Source organism: Pelagicoccus sp. SDUM812003 (assembly GCF_031127815.1).
GTDB lineage: Bacteria > Verrucomicrobiota > Verrucomicrobiia > Opitutales > Opitutaceae > Pelagicoccus.
On record NZ_JARXHY010000004.1, the window covers coordinates 280,572 to 299,460 of the forward strand.

The window sequence follows — 18,889 nt, forward strand, 5'->3', positions numbered from 1 at the left end:
AGAGCTTTGTCAGGAACAGGTCCTACTCCGTTGGGCCGGTTTGGAGAGGAGTTTCTTCCAAATAGATGCTCGGCGTATCGGCGGTACCGTTTCTTACGAGTCTCCAGCGAAAGAACTGGCCGGTGGAGCTCGAATTTCCCGATACGATCTCGGCTCGATACGAGAGGTAGTTTTCCGTGGAATCTTGGAGGGTAAGGGTGGGGCGCGTCAGATTCCACTCGACCAAATCCAAGCTGCTTTCGAAGACCATGGAGGATGCGCTGCTACGGGCGAGCTGGTAGTCCAGGGTGGCTTTCGCTTCGCCGCTTGGGGAAAGCGTGACTTGGAACGCGGGAATGGGATCGCTGCGGAGCGGATGGAGGTTGAAGGTGTATTCCAGCCAGTTGGGGATAGAATCGTTGTCTAGGTCTTCCTGTTGCCCGAGGTGGGAGGAGGGAGCAAGGATGTGTTGAGAACCGAGATCGCTTCGCCACTGCTCGTACGAATAGGCAGCGAGAGGGGAGATGATCAAGCGATCGATGGCTTGGTAAGCGCTGGAGGGTTCACCCGCCGGCTCATCGTTGCTTTCCTTGACCCGTATATTGAAGGCGCGAGACTCGCCGGCCGCGATGTAGCCCAGCGGACGGAAAGTCCAGTCTGCGGCCCTTTCGACTTCGTCGAGTTCGAACCCATCTCCTTTGATGTAGTATCCCGCGATCGCGGGGCCGTCGATTTCGATCCTAAGGCCGCTCTCCTGTCCGTTTCCGATTTCACCGGAGCGGAGGCAGCTCGGCCCCGCGACGCTTTGAGATTCGTCGATGCCCCACAAGGCATGGCCCCATGTGCCAAGGCGAACTCCGGGGAAATCGATGGCTAGGTCGAAAGGAAGCTTCAGCAAGGAAACGGTAGCGACTTCGCTGTAGGTTTCGCCCCCGGCGCTTTCTATTGCGATGGCTTGATAGCGTCCCAGGTCGTCGAGGGAAAGGTCTTCGATCGATAGGAAACCGTCTTCTCCGCCGGCGATTTTTCGACCATTCTTTTCCCACCGATAGGATAGGGGATTGATCGGGCTCAGGGCCTCGGCCCGCAGTGAAATGCTGTCGCCAAGAAAGGTGGCGTGGCTCATTGGCTGCTGCTCGAAACGCACGCGATCGTCGAGAGCGACCTTATCGATGAGCACGCGAGCGTTCGGGTTGTCGTTCGATGGGATAAAGACGTAGCAATCATCCAGATCGGAGGAGATCGAGACTTCGGTCCACTCTGTTGGAGGAGGAAAACTGCTTGTCATTCCTCGGCCAATGGATACGGAGAACTCGTCGTTCGGATCGAAGCCGACGGTCTTCATCCAAAGGCTTTTCGCATTGTATGAGAACTGGAACGGAGCCTGTTCATCGGAAAACGGTCCAGCGATGGAAAGAGACGAGCCGCCATGGACGAAATCCTGGTAGTCGTAGCGGCTGCCGCTGGTCAGACCGTAGAGGGAGTAGATGGGGGCATCGAGAACGGCGCTGTAGGATTCGATGAAGGCGACGCTCATGGGGGCGGACTCCACGGTAGCTCCGACGGCGTCCGTGACGGTGCAGGTGTACTCGCCTTCCTGGTTCTTGTTGGGAGCTGTGGAAAACAGTCTGTGGATACCAGAGCTTTGGTTTGACTCGGTTAAAATGAGTTCACCGTTTCGGTACCACTCGAGAGAGAGCGGCTCGATACCGCCGACCGCGATGAATGGCGGTTCGTTGTTATCGAAGCTTTCAATTTGAACGCCGTAGAACTCGGCTTGACTGGTGATGATGGGATCGCTTTGGGTCCAAATGCCGTAGAGCTTTGACCAACCTGTATTCGACCCGCCGGAAAGGGATAGAGTGATGGTGTTGCTGTCGCTAGAAAGTGAATACGCGGAAAGGCCTCTTTCACTGTGGTCGCCGAGAGCGTAGGCTTTTCCGTCTATCGTGATGGAGGCGTCGCCGAGGTTGCCTTGGTAGTCCAAAACCAGCACTCCGGGTCCGCTCGCTTGAGCGGCGAGGGAGACGCTTTGGCCGTTTTCCAGACGCGCTTGGAAGTAGGGATGGCCGGTTTCCGGGTCGGTCTGGCTGGAGTCTATGAACTCGCTCCCTTCGATGGCGAAGTCGACGTTTGAGCCGATACCGTGAGCCAGCGACGGTATTCCCTCTAGCTGTGCTTTCTGGGTCTGAGCGGAGCCGAAGGAGTTGCTGCCCCGTAGATGGTAGGATGCGATATCGCTCTCGGAGAACTCCTCGATCACGAGCTGACGTTGATTCGCTCCCGGGATTTCCTGGTCATCCTTGAACCACTGTAGAGCAAGCTCGGGGCCGGTGATTTCCGCTTTGAGGCATACTCTGCTCCCAAGGGCCGGCAGGTCGTGAGCGATCTCATGTAGGATCGCAGGTCGCTTCGTGGGTAGGTATTGATCTACCCATGCGGTCACGGGGCCGGAGGTGGAATGAAGGGTGAAAACGGTGGCTTGAGAAAGCTCTCCTGAGGAAAAGAGAAACTCTTGCCATTGGCCGGTTCCCACCAGGGTTTTCGAAAAGAGCTCTCCTCGAGAAACCACGAGACGAGTGCCCAGGTCGCTCTTCCAAAAGAAGCTAACGTTGGTATTGGGAGGCGTTCCCATGACGTGGAATTCGCTAGCTTGAGGCGCGAGCCCATCGTGAGTGATCTCTAGAGCGTCGATGCCATCGCGAGTGACCGTGGATTGGCTGCGAACGTCTATCCTTCCTATTGTGTAGTCATTGGTCGAATACACAACATACCGGTTCGCGTCGATCGCCTCATTCAGGGACGAGAGTACGTGCAAGGTCGTTTCATGGCTGGTGATGGTGCCGAATCGATTGCTGATTTCCGCGAAATAGGTTCCGGAGTCTTCGATCTTGGGAGCGCGTATTGGGAGGAGGTTGCCAAGTTCGCTTTTGGGGAGCTCCACTCCATCTTTGAACCATTTGATTTGGTAGCTCTGCGTCCCTAATACTTCTCCGATGCTTATCAAGACAGGAGACGAGCCATTTTCGATGGCGTAGATCGTTTGGTCCTCAGGGGAGCTCGAGAGGCGGGGAGGGCGTCGATCGTCCGAGGCGACGACGGTGATCGAGTGGCCTTCGCATCGATAGCTTCCGTATTGGTTGCTCACCTCGAGATGGTAGGTGCCAGTGTGCGCTTCGGTGACGGGTCCGAGGGCGAGACTGGGGCCGGAAGTGGGCAAGGGCTGGGTCGGCATCAGCGGAGTTGAGCGATACCATTGATAGACGATGGGAGGTTCTCCCACCACCTCGCGCGAAAGCTCGATGGACTCTCCAACAATCAGTGTCGTGGTCTCGTACGCGGCATCGAGAATCGTCGCGGGAACAGGCGTGTCGTCGATAGATAGTTCCGCGACTTGGCTTTTGGCGGAGCCGAACGGGTTGGTAACAAGCGCATGGTATCGTCCGGCGTCGTTTTCTTGGATCGGAGATAGCTCGAGGGTGGAGCTTGTCGCTCCGTCGATCAACCGATCGTCCTTGAACCACTGATAGTTCAAGTCTTCGCCTTCCGCGTCGCAGCTGAGTTTCGGTTTTGAGAAGAGGGAGACTGTTCTGGAGCTCGGGTGGCTGATGATGAAAGGCGGCGCTTGTTGTGACTGGAAAAACACTGCTTTTCTCAACGCCAGGCCCCCTGCGGGAGCTGTGAATGTCGATAGGCGGGTGCCGTAGGTAACCGTCACCCTCTGGTCGCTTTGATAAGGTAGAAACAAGCGACCGGTGGTCCAATCGCTATTTGGCAACTCTAGCTCATAGATGTCGCTTTGGATTTCAGCCACCAGACCGATCACCCGATTTTCGCCGAGCTTGGCTTCGAATTCGAGAAGGCCTTCGCTGGGGGCGAGCAGAACGAGTTTGGCCAGGCGTCCGTTTGACTGCTCGGCGGCGCTGACGTAGGGCGCGGCATCGGTTTCGTCTTGAACGATTTGCCAATCGTCCTCGTGGGAGGCGTAGATCGGAATGTCGCTGCCTAGAACGTTTTCGATGGCTTCAACTCTTGGATACACGATCAGTGAGAAGCTGCCATAGACGCTACCGTCCGCGTTGCTGACTTCGACGGTGTAGGTTCCTCTACTCTCGGCCGGTACGGCGTCGAGGTTTAGAGCGGCGTTGGTTTCTCCTTCGAGGGGGCTCTGCTCGAAGTACCACTGATAGGCTAGTTCGATATCGCTTTCAGCCGTGACTCTGAACTTGGCTGATTCGCCTTCCAAGATGGTGACGCTTTGTTCAGAGGAGTCCGTGATGCTGGGGATTTGGGGGATTCGGATCATTTCGAGGCTGTTCGCAAGATTCACGATCCCTGAGCACATGGCGAAATAACGTAGTCCGGGCCGCGTTTCAGCCGAGGCGCGGAGGCGGGCGATCTGTTCGTCGATGTCGCTATCCGGGTGCTGGGCGAGGTTTAGGGCGAGGGTTCCTGAGACGAGCGGGGCGGCCATGGAGGTGCCGCTTAGGCTCGCGTAGGCGTTGGTCCTGCTGTGCCAGCTAGATAGGATGCCGCTCCCTGGCGCCATGACATCCAGCGTTCTCCAGCCGTAGTTAGAGTAGGAGGCCCGTTCTCCGTCGTCATCGACGGCGCCCACGGCAACGACGCAATCGATCGGGTAGGCCGCGGGGACGGGGAGCTGAGAGGAGGCATCGTTTCCAGCGGCAGTCACGAAGAAGATACCGGCGTCTTGGGCTCGGTATATCGCGTCTCTCAATGCCGGCGCGAAACCGTAGCCTCCCCAGCTTGCGTTTATGATATGGGCTCCATTTTCGATTGCGTAGTCGATGCCATCCACCAGGGAGCTTACGGATGCTTGGCCGTCTTTGTTGAGACACTTGACTGCCATAAGGTTCACATCCCAGGCCACGCCAGCAATCCCTATGGAATTGTTTCCCACGGCGCCTGCAATGCCAGCGACATGCGTTCCGTGCCCATTGTCGTCGTTGGCGGAAAGGCTTGGCGCTATGGTGTTCGCCCCGTGCACGTCGTCGACGTAGCCATTGCCATCATCGTCTATGCCGTTGTTGGCGATCTCGCGACTGTTTGTCCAAAGGTTGGCTTTCAGGTCCTCGTGATCCAAGCGGATGCCGGAATCGGTGATGGCGATGATGATGTCGCCGGCGCTCGTTCTCGTCCGCCAGCCCTCCGGGGCGTCGATATCGTTGTCCTGCCGATGGTTGAGCGCCCACTGTTCGCCGCGCCCATAGGAGGGATCGTTTGGGAAGGCGCTAGCGTAGAAGATAAGGTTGGCGCTGACTTGAATGCCAGTATCCGAAAGATCGATACTTTCGAGAGCGTGTTGTACGGTATCGGCTGTAAAGTCCGTGGTGAAGAGTTCGGCTAGGAAGGGGCTTCGGATGGTAGAGCTCAACTGCCAGCCGAGCGCTTGGGCGATTTGCTCGACATCGTCTTTTCGAAGCGGGGTGGCGGAGTGGAGCAGAATCCGGTTTGCTGCCATGGCCGAGACGAGCTCGGTGTATTCATCGTTTGAATTCGGGTCGACATAGACCGCTTCCTCCAGGCGGATAGGGAAATCGAACCCATCGGTGGTGACGATTCTAATTCTGCTGTAGGAAGCGGAGGCCAGGTCCTGGCTGGGATGGCGGGTTTCCGAATGCAGTTTGGCGAACTCCCAATCACGTGGATCTCGCCATGCGACCTCTTGGGGCTCCAACGCTGGGGGCGATGCGGGCCGAGCTCTTTGCTCTCGCCGTGAAGCGTCGCCGGATTCGGCTGGGGCGCGGCGTGGCGTGTTTTCCTTTTGTTTTACTATCGCTTCGATGTCTCCGGGGTTTACGGCGTTTTTCCAAGGGATGAAAATCAACGAAAGACCGAGTATGGCGAGGGAGGCGACGGAGACGAAGAGAAGGGGTTTTTTCATTCGAGTGCGATGAGGAGCGGGATCCGGATCCAGCGGATTGCGACATATCGCAGCTCAAAGGTCAATCTACTTAGTAGGATCTGCGTACTCGAAAGGCTCTATTTCAAGGCGTCGTTGGGAGAAGCCAGCCCAGCTGTTTCTAGCTGGCGTAGCTGTGCACGCTTTGGCTGGCGATGGGCATGTAGTTTAGCCCGAACCAGCAGAGCAGCAGCACCACCCAGGCGACGGCGAGGAATGCGAAGGCTGAGGCGCGCTTATTCGGAAATTGGATACGGTGGTGAACGTAGCCGAGGTACGCGAGCCAGGTCAGCAACGCCCACGTTTCCTTGGGATCCCAGGTCCAGTAGTGACCCCAGGCTTCCTTGGCCCAGATGGCTCCGATGATGAGGCCGAGGGTGAGCAGGCCGAAACCGATTTGAGCGGACCGATCGGCGAAGGCGATGGCTTGAGCGGTTTTCGCTTCGTCGCCTTTGGCCCTCCAGCCGCGAAGACTTCCCACGAAAGCCGCGGAAAGAAAGGCGTAGGCGAGTAGGTAGGCGAGCACGTGTGGTACGAACCAAGGACTGCGCAAGGCGGGCATGAGCGTACTGTCCCAACTTTCTGGATGCGCCCAGGTGATGCCCAGAAACAGACCAGCCAGCGGAACCGCGTAGAAGAGCGGCCAGAGCAGCCTCCAGCGATAGCTGATCAGACCTGCCGCTACCGGAAGCATAAAGGCGTACCAGAGCCGTGTTTCGCCAAGCGTGCGCATGGGCGGTCGCTCCAGAGTGATCCAGATCAGGACCAAAAAGCCGCCGAGGCACAGGCAGCCGGCGCTGAGAAGCAGTATGCCAAGTACGCGCCGACGAGACAAGGCGAGCATTCCGCCGATCCAGGACGTCAGCACCACCGAAGCGAGCAGGGGAAAGCTTTGGGCGGTATTCATCGCTCGATCTCCTTTTCTGTATCGATCGAAGGACTACGGTTTGCCCTGGCTCGAGAAAAGAGGGTTAAGGTCGCTCCGAGCAGTATCATGCCGCAGGCGAAATAGATGATCGGCATCCAAGGGTCGCGCACCGCTTCGATGACGGAGAGGCGAGAGGCCTTGCCGGCCGACTCGTCGTAGGAAAGCTGGTTGAGAGACCAACCGGCGATGTGGATTGGTTTGTTGACTTCCAGCAACGCTTCCCGCGGCTCGGTGTCCGGTTCGAAAAGGGTGACTTTTGAATAGAAGCGTTTGGGGCGAGGCATGGCCATGGCGAAGCGAAACGAGTCGCCAGCCAAGAGCGTTCGGGTTGGCGAGGCGATGCTGCCGCAGGTGATCCAGCCCTCGACCGTTTCTCCATTTTTCGTATTGGTAGCTAGGATACGAGCTGCCGGAGCGGCGTAGGGCGATCCGCTCGCTTGGTAGCCGTCGCCGTCAGGAAGGGCGGAGGCAATGCTTTCGAGAACCTCTATCCGCCAAGCCCTGATTTGGCCGATGGCTTCTTCTTCGAGATCGATCAATGGTTCGCCCTTTTCCCAAATGATCACCGATTCGCCGACGTCGACGAGGGTCAGCTGAGGAGCGAAGAACTCGATGCCGAAGTCGTTGAGAGCGACACCGAAAGGCAGGTAGCGCGACTCGTGTCCGGCGGCCCGGGTGGCCAGGGCGGTGGCGTTTCCCTCGGTGACGGAGATTTCCCAGCGTTCCAGATCGGATGAAGACATCAGTCCGGCAGACAGCAGGAGCCAGATGCCAAGGTGGTTAAGGGCGAAGCGCAGCTTGCCTCTTTTCCGCTTTAGAAGGCGGGTGGTCGAACCCAGCCCGAGGTTGGTGAGAAAGAGGAGCAAGGCGGCGTTGAAAGGAATGCTCGCCGTCGGTTGGGCCAGTCCTAGAGACAGGGCGACGGGGTGAAGCTCCGTTTCCGGTTTGGCGGGAATCAGGCCCGCCACCAGCACCCAGAGAAAGAAATGGGCGATGGCGCATTGTGCGAAACTGATGCCGCCAAGCAATTGCACGGGGCGTAACCGTCGCCCGAATACGCTCGTGGTGACGATCCACAGAGCGTATAAGCCCAGCAAATACGCGTTTCCTGGAAATGGGGGAGCGGAGAGCGGTTTTCCTCCAAGGGAGGCGGAGAGCGCGATGGCGATCACGCTCGTGCCGAGGCAGATCGCGGCGCTGATCGCGTAGTCGCGGCCGATTGCGGTGTTGAAGGTTGGGCGAGCGCTGGCGTTGAGGTCGGGGCGCTCGCACGAGGGTGTCGCGGCTTGCATGCGTTGTTCTTGGCTGGTGGTGGTTTCGAGGCTCGAACAGGGCGCGGCCACCACGCCGCGCCCTACCTAGAGATGAAGGGCCTAGTAGAGGCTCTTCTTGTCGGAAACGTTGTCGGGAAGCCCCATGGCCTCTTGGCGAGCGGCTGCGGTTTCGTCCCACGCGGGGAAGAGCTCTTGGCGATGCTCTGCCTTGGTTGATTCCAATTCTTCAGGATCGAGCCCGATGAAGCGCTGGGCCTTTTCCTTGGTCGAGATGTCCGGCATTTCGATGGGCTCTGTGATGCCGTGCGACCACAGGACGCGAGCGATTTCCTGGCGAGCGGCGCCGGCCTTTTCGATGGCGGTGCCGAGAACTTGCAGGGCGGTGTTGGGAGCGTGGAAGCCCGCGGAGTTCGCGGCGGCGACCCAGTCCCAACGCCATTGAGCATGGCGGATGAGGGTCAGCGACTGCTTCATTTCCTCTTCCGTCGCCCCAGCGTCCCAAGCGGTTTTCGCCTCGATGTGTGCCTTGGCCAGCAAGCCTTCCACGATGCCGCGAAGCTCCATGACCTTGGCCTGGCGGGAGTAGACGTCGGTCAGCAAGGTGGCTTCCGATTCCCGGTGGCACACCTGGCAGGAGCGATCGATGGCGTTGAGCGGGCTCTGGATGTGGTGATCGGTGAACTTCGCTCCGCCTTCGGACTTGTAGGGCATGTGGCAATCCGCGCAGGAGACGCCGCGCTGGCCGTGCACGCCGGTCATGTAGAGTTCGTAGTCCGGATGTTGGGCTTTGAGCATAGGCGCACGGGAGAGCTTGTGGGTCCAATCGGAGAACTCGAGCTGGTCGTAATACGCTTCCATGGCTTCAGCAGAGAAACCGTTGTCCCAGGGAAACTTCAGGTACTTGGCCGGCTCCTTTTCGAAGTAGTACTCCACGTGGCACTGGGCGCAGACCAGGGAACGCATTTCCTGATGCGTGGCTTCGTTGATGTTCTTGCCCATGTCGTTGAAGGCCTCGGCCAGAGCCGGTCGCGAGATGCGCAGGTTCATGTTTTGCGGGTCGTGGCAATCCTGACAGCCGATGGCGTTGACGATTTGTTCCCCGCGGTCGAACCAGCTGCCGTCGTAGAATTCGGCGACGCCCATCTCGTTCATGACGCGCGGCACGTCGGTGGACTTGCAGGTCCAGCAGGTGGCCGGCATGCCAGCGTTGGTACGGTAGGTCTCGCGGATGTCGTCGATGGCATGAGCGTGTCCGCGGCCTTGCTCGTAAGCTTTGGAGAAACCGTAGCCCGCCCAGAGGATCACCAGATTAGGATACTCTTCCAGATAGTCGGTCTTGGCCGAACCGCCGTGGGCGCTTTTGAAGTCGGTTTCCAAAGTCTTCTTCCAGCCCTCGTATTCGCGAGGGAAGTTGGCTCCCCAAACTTCGTTGCGCGGCTCCCATTGGGCGATGGGATTGGTCATCTTGGCCTGCTTGGCTTCGACGCGACGCTCCATGACGGAAGTGATGAGGAAGCCGACCATGAAAACGCCGATGAGAGTGGAGAGGAATAGGATCCAGCCCATGCGCGAGCCAGAAGAGCTAGTTTGCCGATTCATTTTTGTTCTTCGTTAGGGTTGGAGAAGTGGTTTTGCATCCATTCGGGCATGACGGAGTCGAGATCAGGCGTGCGCGCGAACTCGGTAGCGGAAAGAGAGTTGACGGAGCCGTGCGGCGTTTCGCTGTGGCAGTCCCAGCAGAGCTTGCCGTGGCCTGCTTGGGATTCCTCGAAGGTCACCATCATGTTGGGCGTGTGGTTGAGCAGGTTCTCGTGGCAGCGGATGCAGTTTTGCTGCACCACGCCCATGCCCGGCTCGTGCACCTTGATCACTTGCGGCTCCATGTGGAAAGTGAACATGAAGGCGTGCCGCAGCCCGTCCTTGGCCTTGAAATAGTACTTGTTGGCCAGGTTGTCGTGCGGCACGTGGCAGTCGTTGCAAGTCGCCACGCGAGCGTGGCTGCCGCGCTCCCAGGTGGCGTACTGCGGGTTCATGATATGGCAGTTCACGCAGGCCGACGGTTCGTCCGACAAGTAGGAAGTCGCGTTCGACACCCGCAGCAGCACGCAACCCAGGCCGAGCAGGATGGCGGTGCTCAATATCAGGGGAAGTCGCCAGGCCGGGGAAGGGGAAAGACGCTTCCAGAGCGAGGGCTTTTCCGAATCGGAGTCAGGAGGGCTTACGGACATCTTAAAAGTGGTAAGTGAAATGCAACTTAAGCTTCGCTTATCTTCAATCAAGAATAAAAGATAAATTACTAATGATTAGCCCGTCCTGATCGAAGCGTCGTAGATCGGAATCGATTTGCTGCGGCTCAGTTGGCTTGGTTCGGAACGCGCTTGTTCTGCGCTGGCGAGGCGTATTGAAAACCGAAATACGAGGAGCTGAGGGCGCGCGCCGCTCTCGGCGAAGCCGATTCCGTTCCGCGTTCTATTCGGCTGCCGTGAATTCGCTTGTTTCGAAGGCTCGGAAAAAGACTTCGGTATGATGCGGGGAAATCGGAACGCTACGCCGGGTTGACCCGGTTTCGCTGGAGGTTGCGGGCGGGTTCGCTCTCCAGTTTATCAAATCAGGGGAGCTTTCGATGAAGAAGGACGCTCCTTCGGCGACTGCGATGTCGAGCTCGACCGAGTCGGTTCCCACCTCGACGGAGAGCGGCAGTGGCAGGTCGGACCTGAGCCGCCAGGTCGTGAAGGCGTCGTAAACGGGAAAACGCGACGAGCTCAGGGCGAGCGTCGAATGGTGCGGATCGAAGAACAGCTCGCACTCATGGAGGTCGACGCCGTATTGATCCAAGATCAGCTCGAAGCGATCCGTTGGATGGCCTGTTTCGCGATCGACGAAGCACGCTTCGTTTTCCGAGCTGATGAGCAGCAATCGATCTGGTAGTGAAACGTTGAATACGAATCTCGGGGTCGAGCTGAACGGATTTTGCAGCCGCTCGAGCGGCGCGTCGGTCTTGAGCGAGAGCCGTGTGAGCAGGTAGGATCCGTCGATCTTTTCCACGAAGTAGAGCCATTTCGAGTCGTCGCTTACGCAGAATCCGTAGGTCGGACCTGAAAGAACGAGCTCTTTGGATGTGTAGGTCCGGTTTTGGTGGTCGATGGTGAAGATGTGCAGCAGACGCTCAGGCGTGCGATCGGGGTCTTGGGTTTGAATGATCAGCGAGCGGAAATCCGGCGAAATGGCGGTTTTTCTATACAAGGTATTGCGATCGACTTCGAAGGGGATGGAGACCGTCGCGGTGTGGGCAGTCGCATCGAAGAAATGGTGTTCGCCGCTCTCTTCGTCGAGGAAGGCTAGGTAGCTTCCGTCTGGGGAGAGCCAGCCGGACGAAACGTTTGATTCGGCCTCTAGCTCCCATTTCGTTTCACCTGTATCCAGGTCTGAGATACGAATCGATTTCCCGTACGAGCTAAGCAGCGTTCTAGACTCGGCGCGCGCGGCTAGCAGATTGCCGTCGGGCAACGCGTAGGGCTCATGGCTCGTTGGCTCGAGCGTTTCGCTGCTGAAATAGGAAACCTCACGCTTCTGATCGATCACGTAGAAGAGACCAGCGCTTCGATCGAAACCGGCAAGCTCGATGCTGCTTCGAGCTATGGGGCGGATCGCTTGGGATTCGAGGTCCGTGTCGAAGAAGACGAGGTCCCTTTGGTTTCCGAATACGAGGTGATGGCTGTTGGGGGAAAAGCGAAAGCGGACGGAGATCGGCGCGATGCCTTGCGGAAAATCGCGTGGCGAGGACGGGGAGTCGACATCCCAGACGCGTATGCTTCCGTCGCTCAGTAGGGCGGCGAGGCGCTGTCCGTCATCTGAAACGGCGATCCAAGCCGCGGACCGGCTGTCTGTCGGGAGCGAGAAAAGGAGGGTTTTGCTTTCCGTATCCCAAACCTCGATACCTGAATCGACGCGTACGAATAGACGTTTCCTTTCGAGGTCCACGGTCGCGCGATCGGTTTCCGGAAAGCCGAATTCCGCCAGATCGAGGAACAGGCTGCCGTCATCGGTGTTGAAAATCCGGTAGCTGTTGTCGTTGAGGTCGTTTTTGAGCATGACCAGCTGCCCGTTGGCGAGGAAGCGTCCGAGTAGGACGGATTGATCTTCGCCTACCGGGATGATCTCGCCGGTGTCGCTATTGACGATAGCGGTCTTGTGGTAGGTTTCTCCGATGGTCACACCGTTTAGAAGAAGGTGCTTTCTCGCCCCTTCGAAGAAAGTGAAGTAGAACTCCGAGTAGACGGTGAGCTCGCGGTCCAAGAGCGCGTCTCCGGTATCGGTATCGATCACGATGATTCGATCGAAGTCGTAGAGGTAGCTTTCGTCCATCCATCTGAGAAGGATGAGGCGCGAGTCGTTCGGATAGTGGAATTGCTTGAAACGCCCCTCGTAGGCCTTCTGCCAGCGGCGCGCGCCGGATTCGATCTCGATCGCGCCGAGGGTCAGAGGATATTGGCTGGCCGCGTAGAAGATGCCTTCGCCGTCCGAGGTGAAGGTGGCGGCGCTCAGGTGGCCTGGGAGGTCGATAGGACGGGGAGGGCTTTCCGAATCCAGCTGGGTGAGAAACAGTTTTCCGAACCTGCCGAGGTGCAGGGCCGACTTTCGATCCTGCGAAAGGTCCAGGGCTTTGCGAAAGGAATGCCTCGTTTCGTTTCCCGTGATTTGCGAAGAGGAATCAAGATCCCAAAAGGTGGAGAGGTGGGGGTAGTCGGAGTCGTTTCCCCGATGGGTTTTGAGCACGCCGTCATGTCGAAAGTCGAACGACAAGTAGTAGTCGAAACCAGTGAAGGGGCCGGGTTCGGCTCGGTTGCGGGCTTCTTGGGCGAAGGAGCTATGCAGGCAGCAAAGCGAAGCGAAGAGGGGAAACAAGTAGCGATGCATAGCAGGAACGTTTAGGGGTAACCCACCCGTTATGGCTTCATTCGCTCGCTCTTGTCAATTCACTCGGGGCCCTGGGGTGGAAAGGGCTTGTTTGGCTGCTGCCAGGGAGCTCGGCACTCCAACCAGCAGAAGGAGGTCGCCCGCTTCGATGAGGTCGCTGGCTTGGGCGTGGCGGGTTTCCTCTCCCTTTTTCCGGATCGCCACCACCTGCACTCCTAGGAGGCGAGGCCAGTTCAGGGACTTGAGCGACTTGCCGAGGCATTCGGACGCTTCCGGCACGATCACCGTTTCCAAAATGGCGGCGCTGTAGTCGATGGCGTCGTCCAAGTCGGTTTCCGTGTCCTTGGCGAAGAGGTCCCTCAGCTTTCTGAGGCTTTCCATGCTTCCGGTGGCGAACACGCGATCTCCAGCGAAAAGATGGGTGTTCGGCCCGATCGATGGCAGGTAGTGGCCTTGCCGCTCGATTCCCACGATGGTGGCCCCGGTGCGTTCGCGGATTTCCAGGTCGGCCAAGGAGCGCCCGGAGATGCCGGACGAACTGAGCAAGGTTTCCTCCAGTTGGATGCCCCATTCGCGCCGCGCCTTGTCGAGAGCCAGCTCCTCCTCTTCCGAGGAGTTGTTGGTGGTGACGGTTTGCGTGATGGAGTAGGTCGCCTGGCTGTGCAGAAAGACCATCCGGCGCCAGCCCACGGCGATCAGGATCAGTACGCAGAGCAAGGTCGCCGCCAAGCCGTAAGGGCCGATCCAGCTGAAGGGGATCAGGTTGATCAGCCAAAGGGCGAGAAACGAAAGCCCCAGGCCGCGCAGCAGGAGGATGATGGCGCGCTTGGCCGGCGATCCGTGAGGGAGTTGTTGCGTCAGAGCGTCGCCGACGAGCAAGGACATGGCGTTCAGATTGCGAGCGAGCGCGATGGTGGGAGTCAAGGCCAGCGCCGCCACCACGATCCAGTAGGAAATCCGATAGGCGCCACGCTCGAGCAGCTCCATGGTGGGCGGATACTTGGCGAGCTGCGCGTAGATGGGCGAGGAAAACGCCAGGATGGCGGAAACAAAAAGGAGCTCGGCCACGATCTGGGGGATGCGCGGCTTGAGCAGCCTGAGTAGGATGCTGCTCTTCTGGCGTTTTGAGAAGCCTGTCCAGATCTTGCGGTAGGCGCTGAGCCCGAAGCCGATCCACTTGAGACGCCCGGGATTGAGGGCATTGGCGATGCCGTCGTTTCGCTGGATGATCCAAGGCGAGAGAATGGCGGTGACGAAGGCGATGCCCACTGCAGCGGCCTGAAATCTCGGTTCGAGCACGCCGGCGGCCACGCCGAGGTTCGCGATCACGAAGGAGAACTCGCCGATAGGGGAGAGGCTCAGGCCGGCCCGCGTCGCGTCTACCGGCTCTTCGCAGGTCAACAGGAGACCAAGCGTCGCGGCCAAGGGCCGCAGCGCCAGGGCCAGAGCGGAACCGACCGCGATCAGCAGGGCGGCGTCGCCGAAAAGCGAGATGTCGATGCTCATGCCGATTGCGACGAAGAAAACCGCGGCGAAAAGGTCCTTGAGCCCGGAAAACGAGCCGCTGATCTGGCGACTCTGCTTCGACTCGGCGACCAGCACGCCGCAGAGGAAGGAACCAAGCGCCAGGCTGTATCCGGAAAGCAAGGTCAGCAGCGCCATGGCGAACAGCACGGCGCAGACGAATAGAGTCTGCAGCTCCTCCTTGTCGCTTCGCATCCTGCTGATGCGCTTCAAGGTTCGAGGCACGAAGATGATGCCCGGCAGCAGCAGCAAGGTTATGAAGCCGATCAGCATGCCGACTTGGGTGGCGAGCTTCAGGCTGCTCGAGGCCGACTCCACGTCCATGGCGGCGTAGGAGCCGAGAATGGTAAGCAGTACGATGGCCACGATGTCTTCGCAAAGCGTGATGCTCAATGCCAGTTGGCCGAAACGCTGATGGGTCACGCCCTGGCTCTGCAGGCACTTGCCGATGACGGCGGAGCTGCTGACCATCAGCATAGCCGCGAAAAAGAGGCTGGCGTCCGCCCCTAGCCCGATCCAGCCCGCCACCGCCCTGGCGATGGTAAGCGTCAGCAAAGCCGTGCAAAGACAGGCGATCACCATGCCCATGCCGAGCTGTTTGAAACGTTGGATACGAAAGCTCAGCCCGATGGTGAACATCAGAAAGATGAGTCCAAGCTGCGAAAGCAGGTGGATGCGGGCCGTGTCGGTGACGTAGATGAAGGTGATCTGCGGCGTGCCGACGATGATGCCTGCCAGCAAGTAGCCCACTACCGGAGACAGGTTGACGCTTTTGCACAAGCCGGCCGCGATGATGGCGGACACAAGTATGACCGCGAGGTCTTGAATGAGGTAAAGGGGCTCGTAGGTCAGCATGGCTTGGACTGCGGTTATGCGGCGGAGCCCGCCGCTTTTCAAGCCTCAGTGAAACGCGACCGGTCCAAGATTCGATCGCATCGGAATCGCACAGCCACGCAGGCCTGCTCAGACGACGTTTGCCAGGGAAATGGAGGAGACTCGGCGGGCTATTCGGCTTAAAGATGAAAACGAGTCTCAAAAGCAACTTGACCTTTGGGCTGGTGTTCCTATCGCTAACGATCTTGCGACTCATTCTCATAAAACTGCATCTTTATCTCGGCCTGGTGGGCGGCGCTCTGTTGAGCGTGATCGCCATCACGGGGGCCTTGTATGCCTACGAGCCGCAGTTGAGGGCTTGGTGGAGCGAGAAGATTGAGGCCTGGACTCCGGCGTCGGTCCTCAGCCCTCGGGAGTTGAACGAGACCGTTTGGTCGTGGGGAGTGGACGGCGCGGCCACGGCGTATCGGTGGCCGGAGGACGATCAGGCCCCTGTTTGGGTGATCTGGCGAACGGAGCAGGGAGAGCGTCTAGACTTCATGCTTGATCCGAGCACGGGCCAGCGCCTGCCGCGGGCGGAGGCGGCGCGGGTGTTCTTTCATGGCGTCCTGGACATTCACCGCACCTTGACCATGGGCGAGGCGGGCACGAAGATCGTGGGCGGAGCATCGGCTGCCTTGCTGGTCTTGACGATTAGCGGCCTGTTTATCGGGGTGCGTCGGTGGCGGGACGCTAAGCGCGTCTGGATTCCTGCGAGGTCGGAAAGTCGCTCCAGGCATCCCTCGGTTCGTTGGCGTTTTCTGCACCGCATCGTCGGAGCTTGGGGAACGCCGTGGCTGCTGTTGATGCCGCTGACGGGGATGGTGTGGAGCTTCGACACGTATTCGGCCTTCTTGAAGCAGCTCGGAGGTCCGCCCCAGTTTCCCGCTTATCCCACCTTGCAGGCGAGCGGCGAGGGAGATGCAGCCGTGGATTTGGATCGAATCTGGGAGAATTGTCTTACCAAGGTGCCGCAGCAAACCGCCATGCGCTTGATGCTGCCGACCAGTCCGAGCCAGCCAGCGCGCTTCGAATGGAGCCCGGAGGCTGCGGTCTCCTTCGCTATGCGTTCGAAACTGTTTCTGGATCCGAAAACTGGATACGTTATCGAGCAGCATCCTTGGGAGGCGTTCAGCTCCGGCGAGCAGCTGGTGCGCTGGGCCTATCCGCTGCATACGGGGCGCATCGCAGGCGTCTTCGGCCAGACCGTCGCCTTTCTGGGCGCCCTCACCATGCCCTTCTTTTTCGGAACGGGACTCTATCTCTACCTTGCTCGAAGGCGAAAGCGTCGAGCGTCTGAACTTAGAACTGCAAAATAGATGAATACACTGAAACTCAACAAACACGCTTTGACCGCCACGAGCGCGGTCATGCTCGCTGCTTCGGCTTGGGCTCAGCAGGATCTGGGCGCCGCCTACGAACTGGATCCCTACACCGTGACCACTGCCACGCGGGTGGAAAAGCAGATCAGCTCGATCCCGCAAAGCGTTTCGATCGTATCCGAACAGTCGTTACAAGATCAGTTGTCGATCTCCAGCGACCTCATTTCGGCTCTTTCGCAAATGGCGCCTAGCTATTCGCCGAGCCGAGGCAAGATGACGGGTGCGGGTGAAACCTTTCGCGGTCGCAATCCGCTTTTCATGATCGACGGTGTGCCCCAGTCAAATCCGTTACGCGATGGCAGTCGCGATGGCTACACTATCGATCCCGCGATGATCGAGCGCATCGAGCTGGTGCATGGGGCCTCCGCGGCTCAGGGCATGGGGGCGACTGGCGGGATCATCAACTACGTGACCAAGCGCGCTCCTGCGGTGGACGGTTTGAACCAATGGGCGGAGTTCGGCCTCAGCTCCAGCGATCAGTTTTCCTCGGACGGGGTCGGCTATCGTTCAGCCTATGGGCTTGGCTATCGCCAAGGGGACCTCGGTCTTGTGGGCGGCGTGACTTACGAGTGGCGGCCCATGTCCTACGATGGCGACGGAAACTTGGTCGGCATCGACAACGTCCAAGGCGACACCATGAACTCTAGCGCCTTGGACTTGTATGGAAAACTCACCTACCAGCTCGATGAGGACCAGGAGCTTCGTTTCATGGTTAACACCTTCGAGATGAAGCAGGATCTGGAGTACGTGCAGGTGGCCGGCGATCGCGAGGCGGGCGTACCGACGACTTCAATCGAAGGAGAAACCATCGGCAAAGCGACGCAGAACGATGTGACAACCCTGTCCGCTAGCTATCGTCACAACGCGATCGGCGGCGGGAAGCTGTCGGTCGATCTCTTCGCCAACGACTTCGCCGCGACCTACGGCGGTGGCACCTATGGGACCTTCATCTACGAGGGTGAGCTGATATTCGACCAGTCGGAAAACCAGTCCGAAAAGAAGGGGGCGAAGGTCACCTTCGTGCGCGATCTGGACGAGTATTTGAACCTCGGTCTGGTCACGGGCATCGATTTCTTCGAAGACACTACGCAGCAGGTTCTGGTGCAGACCAACCGTCAATGGGTACCGGAAACGACCTACGAAAGCTGGGCGCCGTACCTTCAGCTCGATCGCTTGGTTGGCGACTTTGTAGTGACTACGGGAGTACGCTTCGAGAACGCGAAGCTCGACGTGGGCGATTTCACTACGCTGGAGTCCTATGGAAGCCAAGAGGTCGCGGGAGGCAGCCCGGACTTCGACGAATGGCTGTTCAACCTCGGAACTACCTACCGGGCGACGGATGCCTTGACGGTTTTCGCAAGCTACACCCAAGGATTCGGCATGGCGGATGTGGGGCGTGTGCTGCGCGGAATCAACGAGCCCGGGCAGGACGTGGATGACTTTCTCGATCTAGAGCCTGTAGTGACGGACAACTACGAGCTGGGCGCTCGCTGGTCGTCGGAGAACTGGAAAGCCTCGCTCAGTGGCTACTGGTCGACCTCGGACCTTGGTAGTCGCCTGCAAGCGAACGAGGACGGCATCTATCTTGTTCGTCGCGAGAAGACGGAAATCTGGGGCGCGGAGGCCGAACTCGAGCGCGACCTGGATGCCCGTTCCAGCATCGGCGGCGTATTCGCTTGGGTAGACGGCAAGTCGGATACGGATGGTGATGGCGAAGTGGATACACGTTTGAACGGAGCTAACATCCCGCCGGCTCGCCTCAACCTCTATTGGAATCGAGTGTGGGGCGAGGGTTTGCGAACCCGTTTTCAAGCGTCCAACTACTTCGACAGCGACAGCAGGGGCTTCAGTGGCTATACGCTCTTCGATCTGCTGCTATCTTACGAGCTGGGAGAGGGGGCTCTTAAGGTCGGATTGGAAAATGTATTCGATAAGCAATACATCACCTACTATTCGCAGACGGTAGGAAACGATAGCCGCTACTTCGCGGGGCGGGGCAGAACGCTGACGGCCAAGTATTCCTTCGAGTTCTAGAGCGCGTCGTATTCGACAGGTGGGGCGGGACCTCCGGGCCCGCCTTCCCGTTTTC

The 18,889-nt window shown here is 58.8% G+C and carries 9 protein-coding genes; 2 read left to right on the forward strand and 7 right to left on the reverse strand.

Annotated features, from left to right (window positions below; translation table 11 throughout):
* Positions 1-22: 22 nt before the first annotated feature.
* The 7 genes from QEH54_RS07830 to QEH54_RS07860 form a co-directional block, all read right to left on the reverse strand.
* The gene (locus tag QEH54_RS07830) at positions 23-5,884 is read right to left on the reverse strand and encodes a S8 family serine peptidase (RefSeq protein WP_309018098.1); all 5,862 of its coding nucleotides are present in this window, start codon (positions 5,882-5,884) and stop codon (positions 23-25) included.
* A 139-nt stretch (positions 5,885-6,023) separates the two neighbouring features.
* Positions 6,024-6,809, reverse strand: coding sequence for a cytochrome c biogenesis protein CcsA (gene ccsA / locus QEH54_RS07835; RefSeq protein ID WP_309018099.1), 786 nt, complete (start codon positions 6,807-6,809; stop codon positions 6,024-6,026).
* Positions 6,806-8,122 (reverse strand): cytochrome c biogenesis protein ResB, encoded by a 1,317-nt coding sequence (locus QEH54_RS07840; RefSeq protein WP_309018100.1) that lies wholly within the window; start codon positions 8,120-8,122, stop codon positions 6,806-6,808. Before QEH54_RS07840 ends, ccsA begins: the two co-directional genes overlap by 4 nt.
* 81 nt (positions 8,123-8,203) lie before the next feature.
* Positions 8,204-9,703 carry an ammonia-forming cytochrome c nitrite reductase gene (gene nrfA, locus QEH54_RS07845; RefSeq protein ID WP_309018101.1) on the reverse strand — a complete coding sequence of 500 codons (1,500 nt, stop codon included), beginning with the start codon at positions 9,701-9,703 and terminating at the stop codon, positions 8,204-8,206.
* Positions 9,700-10,332, reverse strand: coding sequence for a cytochrome c nitrite reductase small subunit (gene nrfH, locus QEH54_RS07850; protein WP_309018102.1), 633 nt, complete (start codon positions 10,330-10,332; stop codon positions 9,700-9,702). The genes nrfA and nrfH overlap by 4 nt, the downstream gene beginning before the upstream one ends.
* 241 nt (positions 10,333-10,573) lie before the next feature.
* A complete protein-coding gene (locus QEH54_RS07855) occupies positions 10,574-13,021 on the reverse strand; it encodes a hypothetical protein (protein ID WP_309018103.1) in 2,448 nt (815 codons plus the stop codon).
* Between the two features lie 54 nt (positions 13,022-13,075).
* On the reverse strand, positions 13,076-15,400 hold the full coding sequence (locus tag QEH54_RS07860; protein ID WP_309018104.1) for a cation:proton antiporter: 2,325 nt from the start codon (positions 15,398-15,400) through the stop codon (positions 13,076-13,078).
* 164 nt (positions 15,401-15,564) lie between these two features.
* On the opposite strand from QEH54_RS07860, the gene QEH54_RS07865 reads away from it, so the two are divergent.
* Positions 15,565-16,737: a PepSY-associated TM helix domain-containing protein gene (locus QEH54_RS07865; RefSeq protein ID WP_309018105.1), complete on the forward strand. Its 1,173-nt coding sequence runs from the start codon at positions 15,565-15,567 to the stop codon at positions 16,735-16,737.
* Positions 16,738-18,834, forward strand: a complete 2,097-nt coding sequence (locus QEH54_RS07870; protein ID WP_309018106.1) for a TonB-dependent receptor — start codon at positions 16,738-16,740, stop codon at positions 18,832-18,834.
* Positions 18,835-18,889: the final 55 nt, after the last annotated feature.